Consider the following 21700-nt stretch of genomic DNA (forward strand, 5'->3'; position numbering starts at 1 on the left):
CTGGTCATGTTCGATGTCTTCCTGTACCCCGTTTCCGCCGTTCTCTGGTTCTGGCACAAGGTTTTCGGCGCCGTTTGGAGTCCCGACTCCGGCCTGGCCTGGGTGCTGTCCATCGTGTTTCTCGTCTTCACCCTGCGCCTGCTGCTGGTCAAACCCGCCCTCGGCGCCTTGCGCGCGGGCCGTCGCATGCAGGCGCTCGCGCCGCGGATGCGGGAGATCAAGGAGAAGTACGGCAAGGATCGCCAGCGGATGACGAAGGAGATCCAGAAACTGCACGCCGAAACCGGGGCGAACCCGCTGGGCGGTTGTCTCCCGGCGCTGATCCAGCTGCCGGTCTTCCTTTCCCTGTACTGGGTTCTGCGCGATTTCACCCCAGGAGCGCGGTCGAACCACGTGTTCGACGCCGCCGGCGTGCGGTCGTTCTTGAACGCCGACCTCTTCGGCGCGAAGCTCGGCAACTGGCTTTCGCAACCGGCGGCCGAGCTGGCCGCGTTCGGCACGGATCACGTCCACATGATCGCCGTCGGGGTGCCGCTGATGCTGCTCGCGAGCCTGGCGACGTTCTTCTCGATGCGCTCGGGACTCGCCCGGCAGACCGCGACCGCCCCCGAGACGGCGGGGATCACCAAGCTGATGATGTACCTGGCACCGGCCGGCATGCTGGTCTCGGGATCGTTCTTCCCGGTGCCGATCGGGGTGCTGCTGTACTTCCTGGCCACCAACGTGTGGACGCTGGGACAGCAGCATTTCCTCACCAAGGTCGTCGACAGGGCGGAGGCTAGCCGCTGACGGCCGAGCGGCGGGCGGCCACCGAGTACTGAACCGCCTTCCGCAGTCCGGGCAGGGCGGTGTCGACATGCGCCGCAAGCGCCTTGACGGCTTTCCGGTTCGCGCGATTCTCCTTCGAGGTGAAGACCGTGCGGACGTCGCCCTCGTACGACAGCATGGCGAGGACCGCGTCCTCGATCGGGAAGGTGCCGGGGTCTTCGCCGCTCAGCACCACGTTCCGGATCGGCTCGCGCAGCGCCCGCGCCCGCTGAGGTTCGGCCAGGGTGATGTCGCGAACCGGGAAGATGCCCATCGCCCGGCGCTTGTCGACCCTGATCGTCCCGGAAGCGGCGAGCTGGTCGCGGACGATGTTCTCGGCCTTGTGCCAGTCGTGGTCGATGAGGGCGAACCAGCGGCGAGGCTTCTCTTCGCGAGCGTCTTCCAGCACTTTCGCGAGGAACGGGTCTCCCGGAGTGAGGCCCGCCGCTGCCGTGCGGGCGGCCTTCCCGTCGCGATCGGCGAGAAGACCCGCGACGACCAGCTCGGTCACCGCGGCCGCCCGCAGGAGCGTGCCTCGCACCGGGGCGCTGGTGGGGTCGAGCCGGTTCTTTTCGGTGTCGTAGCCGAGCAGGTACATCCGCTGGGGCAGTGACTCGGTCATTTCGTCCTCCCGCCGCACAGCATTCCGTTCCGCGGGACGAAGTGCCAGGCGGCGGCGGAACATCAGGGCGAAGAACTGTTCGGTACCGGCGTGTCGGGCAAAGCCCGATGGGGAATCATCGCGCTCGCCCGGGAACTGTTCCCGGGCGGGTGGGTGTTCCCGGCGCCGTCCGGCGCCGGGAACGCGTTCGCAGGTGGCGCCCCGTGATCGACGCGGCGTCCTCGGCCAGTGCCGACGGCTCGCCCTCGAACACCACCGTCCCGCCGTCGGCTCCCGCCCCCGGCCCGATGTCGATGACGTGGTCGGCGTGCGCGATCACCCGTTGGTCGTGTTCGATCAGGACGAGCGTCGCACCGCCGTCGACGAGTTCGTCGCAGAGGGCCAACAACCGGTCGACGTCGCTGCCGTGCAACCCGGCGGTCGGCTCGTCGAGGACCAGGCGCAGTTCGTCCGCGGGGCCGGCGTCGGCGAGATGGCGGGCGAGCAGCAGCCGTTGCCGTTCGCCGCCGGACAAGGTGTCGAGGCTCTGCCCGATGGTCAGGTAACCGAGCCCGACCCGGTCCAGCCAGCGCAACCGCTGAGCGATCGCGGGGTGTTCGCCGAAGAGCGCGGCGGCGTCCGCCGGGTTCATCGCCAGGACGTCGGCGATGGTCCGCTCGTTCAAGCGCGCGGCGAGCGCCTCCGGGTTGAACCGGGTGCCGCCGCAGGCGTCGCAGCCGGTCTGGACGTCGTCGAGGAACGCCAGGTCGGTGATGATGACGCCCTTTCCCTTGCAGACCGGGCACGCGCCGCGGCCGTTGGCGCTGAACCACGACGGATGTTTCTTCGTCGCCTTCCCGAACGCTTCGCGGATGGGCTCGGCGACGCCCAGCACCGTGGCGGGGGTGGACCGGATGCCACCGCGCAGCGGGGCCTGGTCGACGACGACGAAATCGGGATGCTGCCGGGGGAGTTCGCCCGTGATCAGGGTGCTCTTGCCGGAGCCGGCGACACCCGAGACGACGGTCAGTACGCCGAGCGGCACGTCGACCGTGACGTCACGCAGGTTGTGACTGCGGGCGCCGGAGATCGTCACGGCCCCTCGCGCGGCGCGGGTCCGCTCCCGGAACCGAAGCGGGGTACCGAGAATCCGTCCCGTCTCGGTGCCGGCCGCGACGAGTTCGCCGGGGCTGCCTTCGAACTGGACCTGCCCGCCGCCGTCACCGCCGCCGGGCCCGAGATCGATGACGTGATCCGCGGCCGCGACGACCGCGGGATGGTGCTCGACCACGAGGATCGTGTTGTGCGCGTCGCGGAGCTTGGCCAGCAGTTCGAGAAGGCGGTGCACGTCGTGCGGGTGCAGACCGGTGCTGGGCTCGTCGAACACGTAGCAGACGTCGCTGAGCGCGCTGCCGAGATGGCGGACGATCTTGACGCGCTGGGCTTCGCCGCCGGACAGCGTCCTCGACTCCCTGGACAGGCTGAGGTAGCCGAGCCCGACCGAGTCCAGCGCGTCGAGGCGTTCGCGGATCGCCCGCAGCAGCGGCGCCACCGGCGGTTCGCACACTTTCGCGACGACGTCGCGCAATTCGCCGACCGGTAGCGCGGACCAGTCCGCGATGGACCGTCCGTCGATCAGGCTGCCGCGTGCCGCCTCGGACAGGCGGGTTCCCGCGCACTCCGGGCAGACACCGCGGGTGACGACTCCGGCGAGTCCCTCCCGCTCCTCGGCCGTGAGCCGTGAGGGCGTCTTGCGCAGGTACGTGTCGCGCAGCCGCGGGACGATCCCGTCGAAGAGCCCGTGCTTGGGGTAGTCGTCGCCCGGATCGTCGAGGGGGAGCCCTTCGGCGTGCAGCAGGGTCTCGACCTTCGCCGGCGGCAACCGGTCCAGCGGGACATCGGGGTCGACGAGTCCGGAGTGGACGAGCCGTTTCCACCGGTAGGTCCCCGGCGCGAACGTCGGGAAGCGCACGGCGCCGTCGCGCAGGCTCCGCGAGCGGTCGAGCAGCCGGTCGAGATCGATCTCGTCGACCACGCCGAGCCCTTCGCAGCGCGGGCACATCCCGGCCGGATCGTTGAACGAGTAGGCGGGCGAGAATCCGGCGTTCGGCTCGCCGATGCGGGAGAACAGCAGCCGCAGCAACGGCGCGATGTCGCTCGCCGTGCCCACGGTCGACCGGGCGTTGCCGGTGAACCGCCGCTGATCGACGATCGTCGTGAAGACCAGCCCGTCGATCCGGTCGACGTCGGCGGGCGGATGCTGGGGCAGCCGGTTCCGCACGAAGGCGGGGTAGCTCCCGGTGACCAGGCGTTCGGCCTCGGCCGCGATCGTGTCGAAGGCCAGCGACGACTTCCCGGATCCGGACACGCCGGTGAACACGGTCAGCCGGTGCTTCGGCACCCGCACCGAAACGTCGCGGAGGTTGTGCGTCCGGGCGCCTTCCACGGTGATCCACCGGCCACGGTCTGCTTGAACTTTCGCCATGACTCGAGGATACGATGAGATGTGGCCGGTTTTCGGCCACAATTACGGGAGGCGTCGTGACGGCACCACGGGAACGGATGCTGCGGCTGTTGTCGCTCCTGCAGTCCGGCCGGGCGTGGCCCGCGGCCGAACTCGCGACGGCCATGGAAGTCCCGCCGCGCACGCTTCGCCGGGACATCGACCACCTTCGCGGGCTGGGATATCCCGTGGAGAGCAGCCGCGGCCCGGGCGGCAACTACCGGCTCGTCGCGGGAACCGCGCTGCCGCCGCTCATGCTGGAACACGACGAGGCGATCGCCACCGTGCTCGGGCTGCGGCTCGCCGCGGCGGGCGGCACCGGCGTCGACCTGACCGCCGAATCGGCCGACCGCGCCGCCGCGAAACTCCGGCGCGTCCTCCCGGCGGCACTGCGCAGGCGAACCGACGCAATGCTCGCCGCGGTCGAGTTCGGGAGCGGCGAACAACCGCGGGTCACCCAAGACGTCCTGAACGTCCTCGCCGCGGCGATCGCGGCTCGCCGTTGCCTCGAATTCGCGTACACGGCGAAGGACGGCCCGTCGTCACGGACGGTCGAGCCGATGCGCCTGGTCCAGCTCGGCAGGCGGTGGTACCTGTACGCGTGGGACCTCGGCAGGCGGGACTGGCGGAGCTTCCGCCTCGACCGGATCGCCGGGCCGAAGACGACGGACGTGGCGTTCGAGCCGCGGGAGTTCCCGGTCGACGACGTCGCGGCTCATCTCCAGGAACGCTTTCACAGCCCGAAATCGCTGCGGATCACGCTGACCCTGGACGTCGGCGCGGACGAGGCCGCGGCCCGGCTGCATCGGATCGACGGGAGTTTCGAAGCCCAAGGCGACGACAGGTGCCGGTACGTCGCCCATGTCGACTCGTTCGAGTGGCTGGCCGTCGTTCTCCTGCTCACCGACATCGGGTTCACGGTGGAGGAACCGGCGGAATTCGGCGAATACCTCGCGCGGACGGGGGAGCGGCTGATGCGGGGAAGCGGCGGGTGACGCCGGGCCCGGCCACGACCCTGGAGAGCATGTCGCGAAAGCCACTTTCGAGACGTCTGGTGTCCCGAAAGTGGCTTTAGCGACACCGCCTCCGGAACCCGCTCACGAGGTCGGTGTCAGGAGCGGGCAGCCCATTCCCGCGCGATCATCCGCATGAGTGCCGGATAGATGATNGGCCCCCCCCCCCCCCCCCCCCCCCCCACACCGCCTCCGGAAGCCAACAGGTGCCTGAGACACCTTGGCTGGAACCGTCCTTACCACTCACGAGGGGTGAGGCCATTGCTGGCCGCGCGTCCAGGAGTCCAGCACCATCAGCGTCTTCGTGCCGGTGACCTGGTGATGCCGCCGGATCTCGTCGATGGTGCGCTGCAGATGGCCCATGTCCCGCACCCGCAGCCAGACGAGCGCGTCGGGGTCGCCGGCGATGGTGAACACCGCCTGGGCCTCGGGCATCCGCGTGGTGGTGCGGACGATCTCGCCGACCTTGGTGGTCCCGGTGAACCGCAGTTCGGTGAACGCCTCGATGCCCCAGCCGAGTTTCGCGTGGTCGATCTGGACGGTGTAGCCGACGATGACACCGTTCTCCTGCATGCGGTCGATCCGGCGTTTGACGGCCGCGGTCGACAGCGTGACACGGGCCCCGATGTCGCCCAGCGTGCGCCGGGCGTCCTCCCGCAGGAGTTCGAGGATCTCGCGATCGGTCTCGTCGATGAGCTGGTCCGCCATGAGCCAGGATGGTACGCAGACGCAACGGATATCGGCCAGCGGAGAAGATGGGCCGGATTTTTTGCGTGCCGGGGGCCAATAGACTGCCGCCTGTTGCGGCGGCCCGCGGGGGTCGGGTCTCCTGTCGTGACGTCGCGCGGGGGTGCCGAAGGAGGCAGGTCTGGTGGAGCAGTTCACGTTGGAGGACCGGTATCTGCGGGAGGACGGCGCCGTGTACCTCAGCGGCGTCCAGGCCCTGGTCCGGATGCTGTTCGACCGGGTGCGGCACGACCGCGCCGCCGGGGCGTCGCCCGCCGTGTTCGTCTCCGGCTACGAGGGCTCCCCGCTCGCCGGATACGACCTCGAACTCGGCCGCCGTTCCGTCCTGCTCGAGAAACACGACGTCGTGCACCGTCCCGGCCTGAACGAGGAGCTCGCCGCGACCGCGGTCATGGGCAGTCAGCTCACCTCGTCGGTCGGCTCGTCCCGCGGGGGCGTCACCGGATTCTGGTACGGCAAGGCACCCGGCCTGGACCGGGCGACGGACGCCCTGCGGCACGCCAACCTCGCGGGGACCGATCCGGCGGGCGGTGCGGTGGCGCTGGTCGGCGACGACCCGAACGCCAAGTCCTCCTCGGTGCCGTGCGCCTCCGAGCTCGCACTGGCCGACCTCGCGATGCCGGTGTTCTTCCCGTCCGATTCCCAGGACGTGCTGGACTTCGGCCTGCACGCGGTCGAGCTGTCCAGGGCGAGCGGGCTGTGGTCGTCGATGAAACTCGTGGCGAACGTGGCCGACGCCGCGAGCACCGCCCACGTCCACCCGCGATGGACCGCGCCCGAACTCGCCCTGCCCGCGTACCGGCACAAGCCCACCTCCCGGCTGCTCGGCACCACGTTGATGGCGCTCGAACGCAGCCTGTACACCGAACGTCTGCCGCTGGCCGTGGAGTACGTGCGCGCGAGCGGGGTCAACCGGATCGTCCAGGAAGGGCCCGCGGACCGCATCGGCATCGTCACCGCCGGAAAGTCCTATTTGGACCTCATGCAGGCGTTGCGGCTGCTCGGCCTGGACGCCGAAGCGTTGTCCCGGCACGGCATCCGGATCCTCAAACTCGGCGTGATCCACCCGCTCGAACCGTCGATCGTCCGCCGGTTCGCCGACGGACTGAGCGAGATCGTCGTGGTGGAGGAGAAGCGTTCCTTCGTCGAATCGGCGATCAAGGAGGTGCTGTACGGCACCGTCGGCGCGCCCGCCGTGCACGGCAAGACCGGCCCGGACGGCCGCACCCTGTGCACCGAACTCGGCGAACTCGACCCGGACTCCATCGCCAGGGTGCTGGCCACCCGCTTGAGCGACCACTACGAGATCCCGTCGGTGACCGCATGGCGGCAACAGCGCCGCCGTGAGCGCATCTCGGTGCCGTTGCTGACCAGGACGCCGTACTTCTGCTCCGGCTGCCCGCACAACTCGTCGACCAAGGTGCCCGAGGGAACCGTGGTGGGCGGCGGGATCGGCTGTCACGCCATGGCGTTGTTCATGGAACCGGAACAGGTCGGGGACGTGGTCGGCCTGACCCAGATGGGCGGCGAGGGCGCGCAGTGGCTCGGCATGGAGCCGTTCGTCGACGCCTCGCATTTCGTGCAGAACATCGGCGACGGCACATTCACCCATTCCGGCAGCCTCGCCGTCCGGGCGGCGGTGGCCGCCGGGGTGAACGTCACCTACAAGATCCTCTACAACGCGACCGTCGCGATGACCGGTGGCCAGGACGCCGTCGGCGGGCTCCCGGTGGACCGGCTGGCGTCGTTGCTGCTGGTCGAAGGCGTCGCGAAGGTGGTCATCACCAGTGACGAGCCGAAGCGGCTCCGCGGTGTCCGCATGCCCGACGGTGTCGAGGTCCGGCACCGCGACGAATTGCTGACCACGCAAGAGGAACTGGCCCGCGTTCCCGGCGTCACGGTGCTCATCCACGACCAGGAATGCGCCGCTGAGAAACGCCGCAAACGCCGTCGCGGCAAACTGGACACCCCCGCCGCCAAGGTCGTGATCAACGAGCGGGTGTGCGAGGGCTGCGGAGACTGCGGCGAGAAGTCGAACTGCCTCTCGGTGCAGCCGGTGAGTACCGAGTTCGGCCGCAAGACCGCGATCCACCAGTCGTCGTGCAACGTGGACTACTCGTGCCTGGCGGGGGACTGCCCGTCGTTCATGACGGTGGTGCCCACCGGGCGCAAACACCGGGCGCGGCTCGCGGAGATCGCGGCGGCCGAACTGCCGGAGCCCGAGACCGCCGGTACCGACTTCACCGTGCGGATCACCGGTGTCGGCGGGACCGGCGTGGTCACCGTCGCGCAGATCCTCGCCACGGCCGCCGTGATCGAGGGCAAGCAGGTCCGCACGCTGGATCAGACCGGGCTCGCGCAGAAGGGCGGCGCCGTCGTCTCGGATCTGAAGATCACCGCCGATCCGACGCCGCAGGCCCCGAAACTGGCGGCCGGGGAATGCGATCTCTATCTGGCCTGCGACGTCCTCGTCGGCGCGGACCCCACGCATCTGACGGTGACGGACCCCGGCCGGACCACGGCCGTGGTCTCCACGACCGAGGTGCCGACCGGCCGGATGGTCGTCGACACCACCGTTTCGTTCCCCGACGCGGCGGCGGTGCGGGGCGCGATCTCCGACAGCGCGGCGCGGACCGTGGCGCTCGACGCGCGGGCGCTGGCGGAAACCCTGTTCGACGACGACCAGTTCGCCAACATCCTCCAGCTCGGCGCCGCTCTCCAGACCGGCGCCATCCCGCTGGACGCGGCCAGCGTGGAGCGCGCGATCGAGCTCAACGGGGTCGCCGTCGCGGGCAATCTCCAGGCCTTCCGGCGCGGCAGGCAGCTCGTCGCCGATCCTGACGGCCTGCAGGCCGCGATCGCCCCGCCCGCCGTCGCCGCGGCACCCGCCCCGTCGGCCGCCACGCTGCGCGCCCGCGCGCTGGTCCACGCCGAGCCGGGGTCGGAACTCGCGCGACTGCTGGACATCCGCGTGCCGGAGCTCGTCCGGTACCAGAATGTGCGATATGCGCGGGAGTACGCCGAATTCGTCGAGCGGGTCCGTGTCCTGGAAGGGGATTCGACCGCCGTCACCGAGGCGGTGGCGCGAAACCTGCACAAACTGATGGCCTACAAAGACGAGTACGAGGTCGCACGGCTCTCGCTGGATCCCGCCGTGCTCGCCGGGATCGAGGCGGAGTTCGGCGTCGGCAGCCGCTATGCCTACCGGTTGCACCCGCCTGTGCTCCGCGCGCTGGGAATGAAGCGGAAGATCGCGCTGGGCCCGAAATTCCGGCCGGTGTTCGTCGCACTGCGTGCGGCGCGGAAACTGCGCGGCACCCGCTGGGACCCGTTCGGCAAGGCACACGTCCGAAAGGTGGAGCGGGAACTCGTCGGGCAGTACCGGGAAACGATCCTCGCCGCTTTCGGCGCCGAGGGCGCGGACAGGGGCAGGCTCCTGGCGCTGGCCGAGCTGCCCGATCTGGTCCGCGGCTACGAGGACGTCAAACTGGCGAACGTCGAGGCTTACCGGCGGGAACAGTCCGCGCTCCTCGCCGAACTCACGCAGGGGGAACGGCTCGGCGCGAGCACCTGACGGATTTTGTTGCCGTGGTGCGCTTTTTTGTAGTTCCGGACGACGTTTCCGGCGACGGGGCCGCCGGGCCGTTCGGGTGCATTACTGTCGCTTCGGGGTCCGCGTATGACACACCACTGATCGGGATCGGGGAGTCATCGTGATGAGGAATCGTGTGCCCGTGGCGCGAAGACGGGTCTTTTCGCTGGTAGCGGCACTTGTCGTGGTCACCGGCGCGGCGACGGGGACCGCGCAGGCCATGCCGGTGGGGCCGGTTGATCTCGGGACGTTGCCCGGGGACGACGAGAGCACGGTCCTGGCGGTCAACGAGGCGGGGGAGATGGTCGGACTGTCGTTGGCGGGCCCGGCCCCGAAGCGCAGCCATCCGGTCCGGTGGGACGCTACCGGTCAGATCATGGCGCTGCCGACGCCGGGCGGCACCGAGGGGCAGGTCCGTGCCATCAACGGCCTCGGGGTGTCCGCCGGCTACGTACTGACCGCGACCACCGCCGTGCCTGCCCGCTGGGACGCCGCGGGCCAGGCGACTCTGCTGCAACTTCCGCCCGGCTACCGCAACGCAACCGCGTGGGCGATCAGCGACACCGACGTCGTGGTCGGGGCCTGGCTGACGCCGGACGGCCAGTTCCACGGGTTCCGCTGGGATCCGGATGGCGTGGCCACCGATCTCGGGACGTTGCCCGGCGAGACCTGGAGCATGGCCGACGGCATCTCCGCCGACGGCGCCGTCATCGTCGGCAGCGCCGTCCGCTCCGCGGCGAACCAGGCCGTGCGGTGGGTGAGCGGCGGACCGATCACCGAACTGGCGCCGCAGAGTGTGAGCAGCGGGGCGAGCCGGATCAACCAGGACGGCGTGGCCGCCGGAACCCTTCGCGAGACCAGCAGCGGGCCTCCGGTCCCGGCGAAGTGGGATCGGGACGGCGTGCTCCATCCGCTGGACTGGCCCAGCCCTCATTCGGTCTGGATCCACGGGATCGGCTCGACCGGTTACGTCGTCGGCTCCGGCTATCTGAACCCGCCCCGCCGATCGGCCCTGATCTGGGACTTCGACGGCGGCGTCGCCGCGCTGGCCGACGACGGTCTCGGGGCCGATGCCGAATCGGTCAACGCCCACGGCACCGTGGCAGGCACCTTCCGGAACAAGGCGACGGTCTGGTTCGTCGACGGCGAACGCAGGCAGCTCGGCACGCTGCCCGGCGGCACCCGCTCGCAGGGGTACCTGATCACCGACAACGGCCGTGTGGTCGGAACCGCCTCCGACGCCGCCGGAAAATCCCACGCGGTGTACTGGACGCTCGGCTAGCGTCCGCTCGGGTGCGCATGTCGCGAAAGCCACTTTCGAGACGCCAGAGGTCTCGAAAGTGGCTTTCGCGACATCGCCGGGCAGCGTAGAGCGTCAATCGAGCGAAGGAAGTCGTCTTGGGCAGTACGCCGGATCTCGGGCCGCCGCCGCGGCGGATCACCGTCGACGTGGCGCAGGTGCGCCGCTTGGTCGCCGAGCAGTTCCCGGACTGGGCCGGTCTTCCGGTCCGGCCGGTGGCCGAGTCCGGTTGGGACAACAGGACTTTCCGGCTCGGCGACGAGATGGTGGCGCGGCTGCCGAGCGCCGCCGAATACGCCCTGGCCGTGGACAAGGAGCGACGGTGGCTTCCGGTGCTCGCTCCGCGGCTGCCGCTGCCCGTCCCGATCCCGCTGGCGAAGGGGAAGCCCGGCGCCGGCTACCCGTTCTCCTGGTCGATCAATCGGTGGCTCGACGGCGAACCCGCGAGCGCGGACGGGATTTCCGACCCGGTGGGCTTCGCTCTCGAACTGGCGGGATTCCTGGTGGAGTTGAGGAACATCGATGCCGCGGACGGTCCTCAGCCGGGTAAGCACAACTGGTTCCGCGGCGGCACTCTGCGCACCTTCGATGCCTTGACCGAGCGCGCGCTCACGGAACTCGACGGCGAAATCGACGTCGGCCCGGCCCGCGCTCTCTGGAAGTCGGCGCTGGACGTTCCCTGGGACGGCGTCGATCGGTGGTTCCACGGCGACGTCGCGCCGGGGAATCTTCTGCTCGGCGGCGGGAGTCTGGCGGCCGTGATCGACTTCGGTACCTGCGGAGTCGGTGATCCGGCCTGCGACCTGGCCATCGCCTGGACCTTGCTGACGGCCGACGGCAGGCGGGCGTTCCGAGAGCGGCTTTCGGTCGACGGCCCGGAATGGGAGGGTGGGCGTGGTTGGGCTCTGTGGAAGACCTTGGTCACCTGCGCCCGGACGCGGGGCCGCGCCGACGAGGAAGCGGTGAACGCGCGTCGCGTGCTGGCCGGGATCCTGGCCGATTGACCGTTGCCCGTGGCCGATCCGTGGTTGGATCGGGCGCATGTCCGCCATCGTCGTCGCCGTGATCGCGGCCGTCGCCTCGATCTCCGCGGCCGTCGTCGCCGGCATGTTCGCGCTGGCCGCACGCCGTCTCGAAGCCCGTGTGCAGAGCGCCGACCAGGTCCGCGAGCGGATCTCCGAGCAGAAACGCGCCATGTGCGAGCCCGTGGTCGACATGCTGGACCGGATGTTCACCAGCGACGACCTGCCGACGGAAGAGGAGCTGAAACACAAGCGCCGCTTCGACACCTGGGTGAACGTGTACGGCTCCGACGGCATCGTCCGGGCGTACTCCCGGCTCATGCAGGCGCTCCCGGCCGGGGCGCCTGCCGACATCCAGTTCCGGCTCTACGCGGACTTCCTGATCGAGGTCCGCAAGGACATCGGCGATCCGGGTACCGCGGTCGACCGGATGCAGATCCTCGGACCGCGATCGGCGAACCTCTCCGACCGCCGGAGCCTGACCGATCCCGACGTCGGCACGGTCTGCAAACGCCTCGGCTGGGTCCCGACCTGGCGCGCCGAGTAGGCCGACCCGATCGCGGCCTTGTTGGCCAGTAACCACCATCGCCGAGGTGCGGTCGAGCGTTTTGGGGGCGCGGCTGACAGATTCGCGAACGGCGAATCGACCGCGTATGACAAAGACGGAGAATGGTCGCGCGGGCTCTGTGATTTTCCTTGCCTGGCGAGCCTTGCGGGTGTGTTAATTCCCTGTGGCATACCCGTAAATGTGCACACGCGCCCGCCGGGAAGAGCCCGCGAAAGCGGGCATTAATCATTTGTCCAGTGGTTTCGGCGGGCGTGGTCTATGTGTTGGAGAGGTACCTGTGAAACACAGAAGACGTAGTCGAAGACTGGCCACTGGGGGCATCGCCGTGGTGAGCACGGCGGCCTTGGTGGCACTGGGTCTCGCGATAGGCTCGGGCACCAGTGCCGCGGCTCCGGGTGAGCTCACGCAGAATTACTCGTGTCCGTTCCCGTTGATCGGAAATCAGAACGTCTCGGTCACCATCAAGACCACGCAGCCTTCGACGATCGAGACCGGGAAACTGACTCCCGCCATCGAGATCACCGCCGTGTCCAACGCGGGCAAGACGGCGACGGAAGGTCTTCGGCTCGTCGGTGCCGAGTCCATCAAGGGCACCGCGAAGGCGACTTCGACCGTCACGATGCCCGGCAGCCAGGGCACGATGACGGTGAAGGTCGACTCCGACGTGCCGAACCAGCCCATCCCGCCCGCGGGCAACGACCTCGTCGTCAACGCCACGGGCAGCGCGCCCGCGCTGAGGTTCGACCAGCCGGGCACCGCGTCGCTCGCGGTGACCGGGCTCCAGCTGGTGATGACCCCGCTGAAGGCCGATGGCACGCCGACCGGTCTCGGCACCTTCACTGCGGACTGCACGCTGGCGGCGGGGGCCGAGACCGTCCTGCAGACCTACACGGTGACCGGCTCTCCGGTTGCCCCGGAAGCCGTTGTCGGCACTGGGAACCACCCGCCGCTGCGGCAGGTCTACAGCTGCCCGTTCCCGTTGATCGGGAACCAGGACGTCACGGTCGACATCAACGCCACGCTGCCCGACACGATCCCGGTCGGCCAGTTCACGCCCAAGATCGACATCACGGCCGTCTCCAACGCGGGCAAGACCGCGACCGAAGGGCTCCGGCTCGTCGGCGCCGAGCAGATCAAGGGATCGGCGCTGGCCACCTCGCTGGTCTCCAGCCCGCAGGGACATCTCGCGGTCGGCGTGCCGACACCCGTCCCGCTGCAGCCGATCCCGCCGACGGGCAACGACCTGATCGTCAACGCGAGCGGCGCGGCGCCGTCGTTGCGGTTCGACAAGCCGGGGACGGCGACGCTCTCGGTGCACGATCTGGTGCTCACCATGACGCCGTTGACGGCTTCCGGCGCGGAGACCGGCCTCGGCACGTTCGTCGCGGACTGCACTCCCGCGAACGGCCAGGCCAACGTGCTGCACACCTTCACCGTCACCGCGGCCGCGGACACCACCCCGCCCTCGGCTCCCGGTGCGGTGACGGTCGGCGAAGTCACCCAGAACAGCGTCGCGTTGTCCTGGGGCGCCGCCACCGACGAGGTCGGTGTGACCGGCTACGACGTCTACAACGGCGCCGCGCTGGTGAAGACGGTGACCGGAACGTCGGCCACGGTCGACGGTCTGGCCCCCGACACGGAGTACTCGTTCACGGTCAAGGCGAAGGACGCGGCGGGCAACGTCTCGCCCGCCACCGCGCCCGCCACCGCCCGGACCGCGAAGGCCCCGGACACGCAGGCGCCGACGATTCCCGCGAACGTGCACTCGACCGGAACCACCCAGACCAGCGTGACGCTGGCCTGGGACGCGTCGAGCGACAACGTCGGTGTCACCGGCTACGACGTCTTGCGGGGCACCGAGGTCGTCAAGTCCGTCACGGAACCGCAGGCCACGATCGACGGTCTGACTGCCGACACCGAGTACACCTTCACGGTGGTCGCGAAGGACGCGGCGGGCAACGCTTCGGCGGCCAGCGCCGCGGTCACGGCCCGGACGCAGGCCGCGCCCGACACGCAGGCTCCCGGTGTGCCGGGCAACCTGCACTCGACCGGTACCTCGGCCACCAGCGTCGGCCTGGCGTGGGACGCGTCGAGTGACAACGTGGGTGTCACCGGCTACGACGTCTACAACGGCACCACCCTGGTGAAGTCGGTGACGGAAACCAACGCCACCGTCGACGGCCTCGCCGCCGACACCGAGTACACCTTCACTGTCGTCGCCAAGGACGCGGCGGGCAACAGGTCGGAGCCCAGCGCGGCGGTGACCGCCCGGACCGCCACGGTCCCCGACACCGAAGCGCCCAGCGTTCCGGCCGGTCTGGCCACGACCGACGTCACCCAGTCCAGCATCGCGCTGTCCTGGAACGCGTCGAGCGACAACGTGGGTGTCACCGGTTACGACGTCTACAACGGCACCACGCTGGTGAAGACCGTGACGGGGACTTCGGCCATTGTGGACGGTCTCGCGCCGGACACCGAGTACTCGTTCACCGTGGTCGCGAAGGACGCCGCGGGCAACGCTTCGGCGCCCAGCGCCGCCGCGACGGCGCGGACGCAGACCGCGCCCGACACCCAGGCGCCCGTCGCACCGGGCAACCCGCGCTCGACCGGGACCACGCAGACGAGCGTGAGCCTCGAATGGAACGCGGCGACGGACAACGTCGGTGTCACCGGCTATGACGTCTACAACGGCTCCACGCTGGTGAAGTCGGTGACGGGGACTTCGGCCACTGTGGACGGTCTCGCGCCGGACACCGAGTATTCGTTCACGGTGGTCGCGAAGGACGCGGCAGGCAACCTCTCGACTCCGAGCGCCGCCATCACCGTCCGGACGCAGGCCTCGCCCGACGTGGTGGCTCCCAGCGTGCCGGGCAACCCGCGCTCCACGGGGACCACGCAGACGAGCGTGAGCCTCGAGTGGGATGCCGCGACGGACAACGTCGGTGTCTCCGGGTACGACGTCTACAACGGCTCCACGCTGGTGAAGTCGGTGGCGGGGACTTCGGCCATTGTGGACGGTCTCACGGCCGGCACGGAGTACACCTTCACCGTGGTCGCCAAGGACGCCGCGGGGAACAAGTCGGCCGCAAGCGCGCCGGTCACGGCGAAGACACAGCCGAACACCTCCCCGGTCGTCAAGTACAGCTACGACCTGACCGGAAAGACGCAGCTGAAGAAGCTCGCGGGCCCGATCGACCTGCGCGGTGGCATCAACGCCGCGATCAGCCTGGCGAACGGGACCTTCGACGCCGACCTGACGCTGAACCCGACGAGCGCGAACCTCACGCTCTGGGGTTTCGTCCCGGTCAAGGCGAAGATCGAGTTCGCTTCGGCGGGCAAGACCACGGGAACCCTGGCCAACGGGGTACTCAAGTCGACCTCGGCGGTGACGGTCAAGCTGCCGCGGGTCAGCGTCTTCGGCTTCCCGGTCTCGGCGAGCCCGACCTGCCAGACGAAGACACCGGCCCAGATCCCGCTGCAGTCGAAGGCCGGCTTCGACCCGCTGGCCGGTGGCAAGCTCACCGGCACCTACACCCTGCCGCCGCTGCAGGGTTGCGGGTTCCTCAACGACATCGTCAGCGGTGTCGCCTCCGGCCCCGGCAACACGGTGGAGGTGAACCTGAAGCCGCGTCCGGTCGGCTGATCCCACGGAATCCCTGATCCGGCCCCGTCGCGTCCCGCGACGGGGCCGGCTCCATGACCGGACCACCGGCGCCGGTGGTCCGGGTTACTCCGATCGGCCCTGCCGGTGGAGACGGCCAGCGAATAAGTTGCCGCTAACAACAAATCCTGCCGTCGATGAAGCCTGTGGGAAGGATCGACATGAAATCTCCGAAGCGGCGTCGCGCGACAGTCGCGCTGTTGACCGCTGGCGCGCTCCTGGCGTCCACGCCGGTGAGCGCCGCACCGCTGGCGGACGCGCCCGGTGCGCCGGGTACCGGCGCGGCCTGGACGACCGGGGGTAAGGAGGGTTTCGGCACCGCCACGAACGCGGCGTCGAAGGTCTGGTTCACCCTCGGCCAGGGCATCAACCACGAGATCTACTACCCGACCGTGGACGTCGCCAACGTCCAGGACCTGCAGTACGTGGTGTCCGACGGTGCCGGTTTCACGCAGTTGGAACGCGATCACACCACCAAACAGCTGGTGCTCACCGATCCGCGTTCCCTGAGCTACCGGCAGATCAACACCGCCACCAACGGGCGGTACCGGATCACCAAGACCCACACCGCCGACCCCGCGCGGTCCACCGTGCTGATCCAGACCAGGTTCGAGGTGCTCAGCGGTGGTCCGCTGCAGCTGTACGCGCTGTACAACCCGTCGCTGAACAACAGCGGCATGGGGGACACCGGCGCCACCTCCGGCGGGCAACTGGTCGCTTCGGACGGGCCGGTGTCCAGCGCCTTGGCCGCCTCCACCGGTTTCGTCAAGGCGACCAGTGGCTACAGCGGGACCGCGAGCGACGGCTACGTCGACCTGAGCGGCGACCACGTTCTCGGCACGCAGTACGACTCGGCGTCGACACCCGGGAACCTGGTGCAGCTGGGGCAGATCCCCGTGGGGACCGACACCACCTTCACCCTCGCGATCGGGTTCGGCGGTGATCGCGGCGCCGCGTCGGCGAACGCGTCGGCCTCGCTCGCCGGTGGTTTCGGGGCGGCGGACACCGCGTACCGGTCCGGTTGGAGCGGCTATCTCTCCTCGCTGGCCGCGGTGCCCCGGTCGATCACCGGCGCCGGCTTGACCACGCAGTACAACGTGGCGCTGATGACCCTCAAGGCCCACGAAGACAAGACCTACTCGGGTGCGAACGTCGCCTCGCTCACCAATCCCTGGGGCGAGGCGAAGGACGCGAACGGCACGGGGGACTGCGGGTATCACGCGGTCTGGTCCCGTGACCTCTACCAGGTCTCGACCGCGCAGATCGCGGCGGGCGACTCGGCGGCGGCCAACCGTTCGGTCGATTACCTGTTCACCGTTCAGCAGCGACCGGACGGTTCGTTCCCGCAGAACACCCGGCTCGACGGCACCAACTGCTGGACCAGCCTGCAGATGGACGAGGTCGCCTTCCCCGTCGTGCTCGCGTGGCAGCTGGGCCGGTCCGACGCGGGGATGTGGGCGAAGGTGAAGAAGTCCGCGGACTTCCTCGTCGCGAACGGCCCCTCGACCCCGCAGGAACGCTGGGAGGAGAACGGTGGCTACTCGCCGTCCACCATCGCCGCGGAAATCGCCGGGCTGATCTGCGCCGCCGACATCGCCGAACGCAACGGCGACACGACGGCGGCCGCCCGGTACCGCGAAACCGCGGACCGGTGGCAGGCACAGGTCAGCGCCTGGACGTTCACCACGTCCGGTCCGCTCGGCGACGGCCGGTACTTCCACCGCATCGACGGCAACGGCAACCCCAACGACGGCCAGAACGTCTTCCTGCAGAACGGCGGCGGGAACCACGACGAACGCGCCATCATCGACGCGGGCTTCCTGGACCTCGTCCGCCTCGGGGTGAAACCGCCTTCCGATCCGGACGTCGCCGCTTCACTGTCCGAAGTGGACTCCACGCTGAAGGTGAACACCCCCAACGGCCCGATGTGGTACCGGTACAACCACGACGGCTACGGGGAAACCGCATCCGGCGGCCCGTACACCGGTGCCGGAGTCGGACGGCTGTGGCCGCTGCTCACCGGTGAGCGCGGGGAGTACGAGCTCGCCAACGGACGCCCGGCGACGACGCATCTGGCGGCCATGGCCGCGTCGGCGAATCCCGGTTTCCTGATCCCGGAACAGGTCTGGGACCGGCAAAGCGCCGGTGGCTTCACCTTCGGCGAAGGCACCGGCTCGGCGACGCCGCTGGCCTGGTCGATGGCGCAGTTCGTGCGGCTGGCGCATTCGATCGACGCGGGTGCCCCGGTCGAGACGCCGTCGGTGGTCAAGCAGCGCTACAGCGCGGCGTGCTCCGCGGTTTCGGCGAAGTTCACGGTGAACGCCACGACTTCGTGGGGCCAGAACATCTTCGTCGTCGGCGACCGTCCCGAACTCGGAGCGTGGAACCCGGCGAACGCGGTTCCGATGTCGTCGGCAGGTTATCCCTTGTGGACGGCGAACGTCACGCTGCCGAAGGGAGCCGCCTTCCAGTACAAGTACATCCGTAAGGAGGGCGGCGCCGTCACGTGGGAATCGGGCGCCAATCGGGCGGGTACCGCTTCGAGCGGCTGCACGATGGCGTTGAACGACACCTGGCGGCCCTGACCACTCACGAGGTTTGGCGGGCACGGTGGTCATGTACTCGTCGTCCTGTAGCTGGGCGCCGTGTCCGGCCGGAGGTGTCGCGAAAGCCACTTTCGGGACGTCAGATGTCCCGAAAGTGGCTTTCGCGACACGACCACCGAAACCTGAGCGTCCCTACGCCTTGGGCGACAGCAGCACCACGGGGATCTCCCGGTCGGTCTTGGTCTGGTACTGCGCGTAGTTCTNTTCGGGACGTCAGATGTCCCGAAAGTGGCTTTCGCGACGCGAGGCAGGCGTGCTCCGGGCCTGCCCACTCACGAGCGGCGGATCAGTCCTCCGGCACCATCTTCCCGCAGTCCCCGGGCGACTTGATCTCTTCGTCGGCCGCCTGGGCCACCTGCTCGAAGTTCCGCACGAAGCTCCGGTAGATCCCGTCGTTGTCCAGGACCCGGATGACGTTCTCGTCGTTCTCGTGCAGGGACGGGTTGTTGAAGTTCTGGCTGCCGGTGAAGACGACCTTGGTGCCCGGCTTCAGGTAGTCACCCTCGATCATCATGTTCTTCTCGTGGATGCCCGCCTCGTTGCCCTTCTTGAAACCACGAAGCCGCACACGGTCCGGCTGCCCCTTCATCAGCGCTTCGCAGGAGCCTTTGGCCATCCGCAAGGCCACGATGTCCACGGAGCAGCCCCGGGCGGCCAGGACCCGCAGCCGTTCGATGATCTTCATCCGGGTGAGTGACCACACCCCGATGCGGATCTTGGACTTCTCCGCCGAACACCCGACCTCCTTCAGGGTGTTTTCGACGGTGTCGTTCCCCGCCTCCTTGAGCCTCGGGTAGAAGTAGCTCTTGGTGTTCCCGGTGATCACGGGCGGGTTGGCTTCGTAGTAGCCGGGGTTGGCCGTGCCCCCGTCCGCGACCCGGCGGAGGTCGCCGAAGTAGTCGTTGTACCTGGCGAACAGGGCGGCGTTCCCGACGTCGGTGTAGTAGCTGTTCCAGCCACCCGTGCCGCCCGTGGTGTTCCCGCTGAAGTTCGCCGATCCGGTCGCGACCACCGTCGACGCGTCGAGCGTCCGGTCGAAAAGGAAGAACTTGTTGTGCATCGCGTTCCCGCCGTTGCACCCTCGGCCGTTCTCGCAGTTCTTCGCCCACGAGTTCTTGTCGCCGGTCTTCTCGAGCCGGTTCTTCAGGTCCTTGTAGTTCGGATGGTCCGTCGTCCGCCCGTCGACCAGCACCTGGACGTGCACCCCGCGCTCCGCGGCGTCCGCGAGCGCATCGGTGATCGGCTTGTCCCGCATCAGGAACTGTGCGGTCTCGATGGTCGAGTTCTCCGGTGCGCCACGGATCAGCTTTTCGAGGTATTCGACGATCTGGCCGCCGCCCGGTGTGTTGAAGTCCGCGCGCGTGGTCAGCCGCGGCGTCGCGGCGGCGGCCGGGACGCTGGTCGCCGCCACCAGCAGCGCGGTTGCCAGTGCTCCTCGAAGCAAGTTCTTCCTGTGCGGTTTCATTCCGATTCCCTCCCCATGGCCGGATCTGCCGGCGGGTCCACGCTCCCCAGCGCTGGACGGCGTGGCAAGCGCAACCACGCGGAATGGGACGCTGGGACGAAAACTCGCCTCTGACCTGCGGCGACGCCGGTCCGGGAGACGTGATCTCGCGAATTCGCGCGGCGAAAGGCCCGCGATGGGACACTGATAGCCGTCCGGGACATGGCGCGGAGGGGGCGCAGCGGGATGGCGAGTGAGGCGGCTGCCACGCTGGCGGCACTTCTCACCGAGTACAAGGAGCGGAGCGGCCTGAGCTACGAACAGCTCGGGCGCAAGGTGCATTCGAGCCGGTCGACCGTGCACCGCTATTGCACCGGAAGGAACGTTCCCGCCACGTTCGCGCCGATCGAGGCGATCGCGACGGTATGCGGCGCGAGCCGCGAGGATCTCGCGAAACTGTACCGGGTGTGGGAGCGCGCGGACCTGGGCGAAACCCCCGTGCCCGAACCGCTGGTCATCCGTGACGCCGACGCGGTGGAGCCCGCTCGCAGGCGGCCGCTGACGCATGTCGCGCTCGTCGTCGTCCTCGCGGCGGTCCTGCTCGCCGGAGGTGCCGTGGCGACCCCGCCGGACCGGCAGGCGCAGGTCACGGCACCCGCGGTCCAGGCGGCGATGTGGACGAACGCGCCACGCACGCTCGATCCGGAGTTCGTCGGGGTGACGACGAACTCCAACACCGGGTTGATGCCGACGTTCCGCGTGGGCTCCGTCCGGTTGTGGAACACGCGCACCCGGTGGCAGAACCTGGAGCCCGCCCGCGGCCAGTACGACTGGAAAACCCTCGAACGGCTGGTGGCCGGTGCCCGTGGTGCCGGTTTCCCGGTGGTCCTGACCTTCGGCGGCACCCCGTCATGGGCGAGCCCGAACAGCCCGAAGTCCGTCTACACCGACGATTCCCGCACCGGCCCGCCCGACGACCTCGTCGACTGGGAACGGTTCGTGCGGGCAGTCGTCGAGCAGTATCGAGGCCGGATCGACGCCTACGAACTGTGGGACATCGCCAATCACCAGGACTTCTTCTCCGGTTCGATGGCCGGCCTGGTGGAGATGACGCGCCGGGCGAGCCAGGTGATCAAGTCCGCCGACTCCGCCGCCACCGTGGTCTGCCCGTCCATGGGCGAGCTCTGGGATCCCGTGGCGTTCGACGGGTTCCGGCGGTTCGCGACGCTCGGCGGCTACGACCATTGCGACGCCGCCGCGATGAAACTGGCTCCCCGCAACGATTCCGACCCACCGGAGACGATGCTGCCGCTAGCACAGGAAATCGAAAAGGTCCTGCATGAAGCCGGCGCCGGTATCAGGCTGTGGAGCACCGGCTCGGCCTACGATGTGAACAGGCAGCGGCCCGTCGACGAGGATCGGGGTGCGCAGCACGCTGTCCGGTTCTTCCTTTCCGGTCTCTACGCGCAATACCGCCGCATGTACTTCTACAACTGGGGCAGCGCCAAGATCCCCATCGTGCTGCAGCCCGCGGGCGGTCCGCACACGAAGGCGGCGCGACACGTGGAACGCCTGCACACCTGGCTGGCCGGCAGCCGGATCCATTCCTGCGGGCAAGGGCGCGCGGCCGGATTGCCCGATCACCTGTGGCAATGCCGCTTCGATCAGGGCGGGAAGGACTTCCTGATCTGGTGGGCCATCGACCGGTCCGAGCGGATCCCGGCTGCTCAGGGCGCCACGTCGGCCGAAGACCTCGACGGGAGGAGCACGCCGGTGGGACCCGGTGCGGATGTCACCGTCACCGGCAGCCCGATCATGCTGAAACTGGGCTGAGAC

Annotated in this window: 13 protein-coding genes; 9 read left to right on the forward strand and 4 right to left on the reverse strand. The window is 69.1% G+C overall.

Annotation, left to right across the window (positions count from 1 at the left end):
• Nucleotides 1-6: 6 nt before the first annotated feature.
• A complete protein-coding gene (gene yidC / locus ACXIZN_RS08880) occupies nt 7-789 on the forward strand; it encodes a membrane protein insertase YidC (RefSeq protein ID WP_457953544.1) in 783 nt (260 codons plus the stop codon).
• Here yidC and ACXIZN_RS08885 read toward each other — a convergent pair.
• Nucleotides 779-1429, reverse strand: a complete 651-nt coding sequence (locus ACXIZN_RS08885; RefSeq protein ID WP_457953546.1) for a GOLPH3/VPS74 family protein — start codon at nt 1427-1429, stop codon at nt 779-781. The two genes, yidC and ACXIZN_RS08885, sit on opposite strands and share 11 nt — an antisense overlap.
• A gap of 115 nt (nt 1430-1544) precedes the next feature.
• Complete coding sequence (locus ACXIZN_RS08890) at nt 1545-3893, reverse strand: excinuclease ABC subunit UvrA (protein WP_457953547.1); 2349 nt, start codon at nt 3891-3893, stop codon at nt 1545-1547.
• 56 nt (nt 3894-3949) lie between these two features.
• On the opposite strand from ACXIZN_RS08890, the gene ACXIZN_RS08895 reads away from it, so the two are divergent.
• The gene (locus ACXIZN_RS08895; protein WP_457953548.1) at nt 3950-4906 is read left to right on the forward strand and encodes a helix-turn-helix transcriptional regulator; all 957 of its coding nucleotides are present in this window, start codon (nt 3950-3952) and stop codon (nt 4904-4906) included.
• Nucleotides 4907-5167: 261 nt separating this feature from the next.
• Here the strand turns inward: ACXIZN_RS08895 and ACXIZN_RS08900 are convergent, their stop codons facing one another.
• Nucleotides 5168-5632, reverse strand: coding sequence for an Lrp/AsnC family transcriptional regulator (locus tag ACXIZN_RS08900; protein WP_038512105.1), 465 nt, complete (start codon nt 5630-5632; stop codon nt 5168-5170).
• Nucleotides 5633-5795: 163 nt separating this feature from the next.
• Between ACXIZN_RS08900 and ACXIZN_RS08905 the strand changes: the two genes are divergently transcribed.
• From ACXIZN_RS08905 to ACXIZN_RS08930, 6 genes are all read left to right on the forward strand, one after another.
• Nucleotides 5796-9245: an indolepyruvate ferredoxin oxidoreductase family protein gene (locus ACXIZN_RS08905; protein WP_457953549.1), complete on the forward strand. Its 3450-nt coding sequence runs from the start codon at nt 5796-5798 to the stop codon at nt 9243-9245.
• 142 nt (nt 9246-9387) lie between these two features.
• The gene (locus tag ACXIZN_RS08910) at nt 9388-10545 is read left to right on the forward strand and encodes an HAF repeat-containing protein (RefSeq protein WP_457953551.1); all 1158 of its coding nucleotides are present in this window, start codon (nt 9388-9390) and stop codon (nt 10543-10545) included.
• Between the two features lie 116 nt (nt 10546-10661).
• Nucleotides 10662-11567 carry an aminoglycoside phosphotransferase family protein gene (locus tag ACXIZN_RS08915; protein WP_457953553.1) on the forward strand — a complete coding sequence of 302 codons (906 nt, stop codon included), beginning with the start codon at nt 10662-10664 and terminating at the stop codon, nt 11565-11567.
• A gap of 37 nt (nt 11568-11604) precedes the next feature.
• Complete coding sequence (locus ACXIZN_RS08920) at nt 11605-12132, forward strand: hypothetical protein (protein ID WP_457953555.1); 528 nt, start codon at nt 11605-11607, stop codon at nt 12130-12132.
• 346 nt (nt 12133-12478) lie between these two features.
• Nucleotides 12479-15796, forward strand: a complete 3318-nt coding sequence (locus ACXIZN_RS08925) for a fibronectin type III domain-containing protein (RefSeq protein WP_457953557.1) — start codon at nt 12479-12481, stop codon at nt 15794-15796.
• A 179-nt stretch (nt 15797-15975) separates the two neighbouring features.
• Complete coding sequence (locus tag ACXIZN_RS08930) at nt 15976-18399, forward strand: glucan 1,4-alpha-glucosidase (protein ID WP_457953559.1); 2424 nt, start codon at nt 15976-15978, stop codon at nt 18397-18399.
• A gap of 307 nt (nt 18400-18706) precedes the next feature.
• On the opposite strand, the gene ACXIZN_RS08935 is transcribed toward ACXIZN_RS08930, so the two are convergent.
• The gene (locus ACXIZN_RS08935; RefSeq protein WP_457953561.1) at nt 18707-19885 is read right to left on the reverse strand and encodes a phospholipase D-like domain-containing protein; all 1179 of its coding nucleotides are present in this window, start codon (nt 19883-19885) and stop codon (nt 18707-18709) included.
• Between the two features lie 225 nt (nt 19886-20110).
• Between ACXIZN_RS08935 and ACXIZN_RS08940 the strand changes: the two genes are divergently transcribed.
• Entirely contained in the window at nt 20111-21697 is a 1587-nt protein-coding gene (locus ACXIZN_RS08940) for a helix-turn-helix domain-containing protein (protein WP_457953563.1), read from the forward strand.
• Nucleotides 21698-21700 lie beyond the last annotated feature (3 nt).

This window comes from Amycolatopsis sp. TRM77291 (assembly GCF_054166285.1).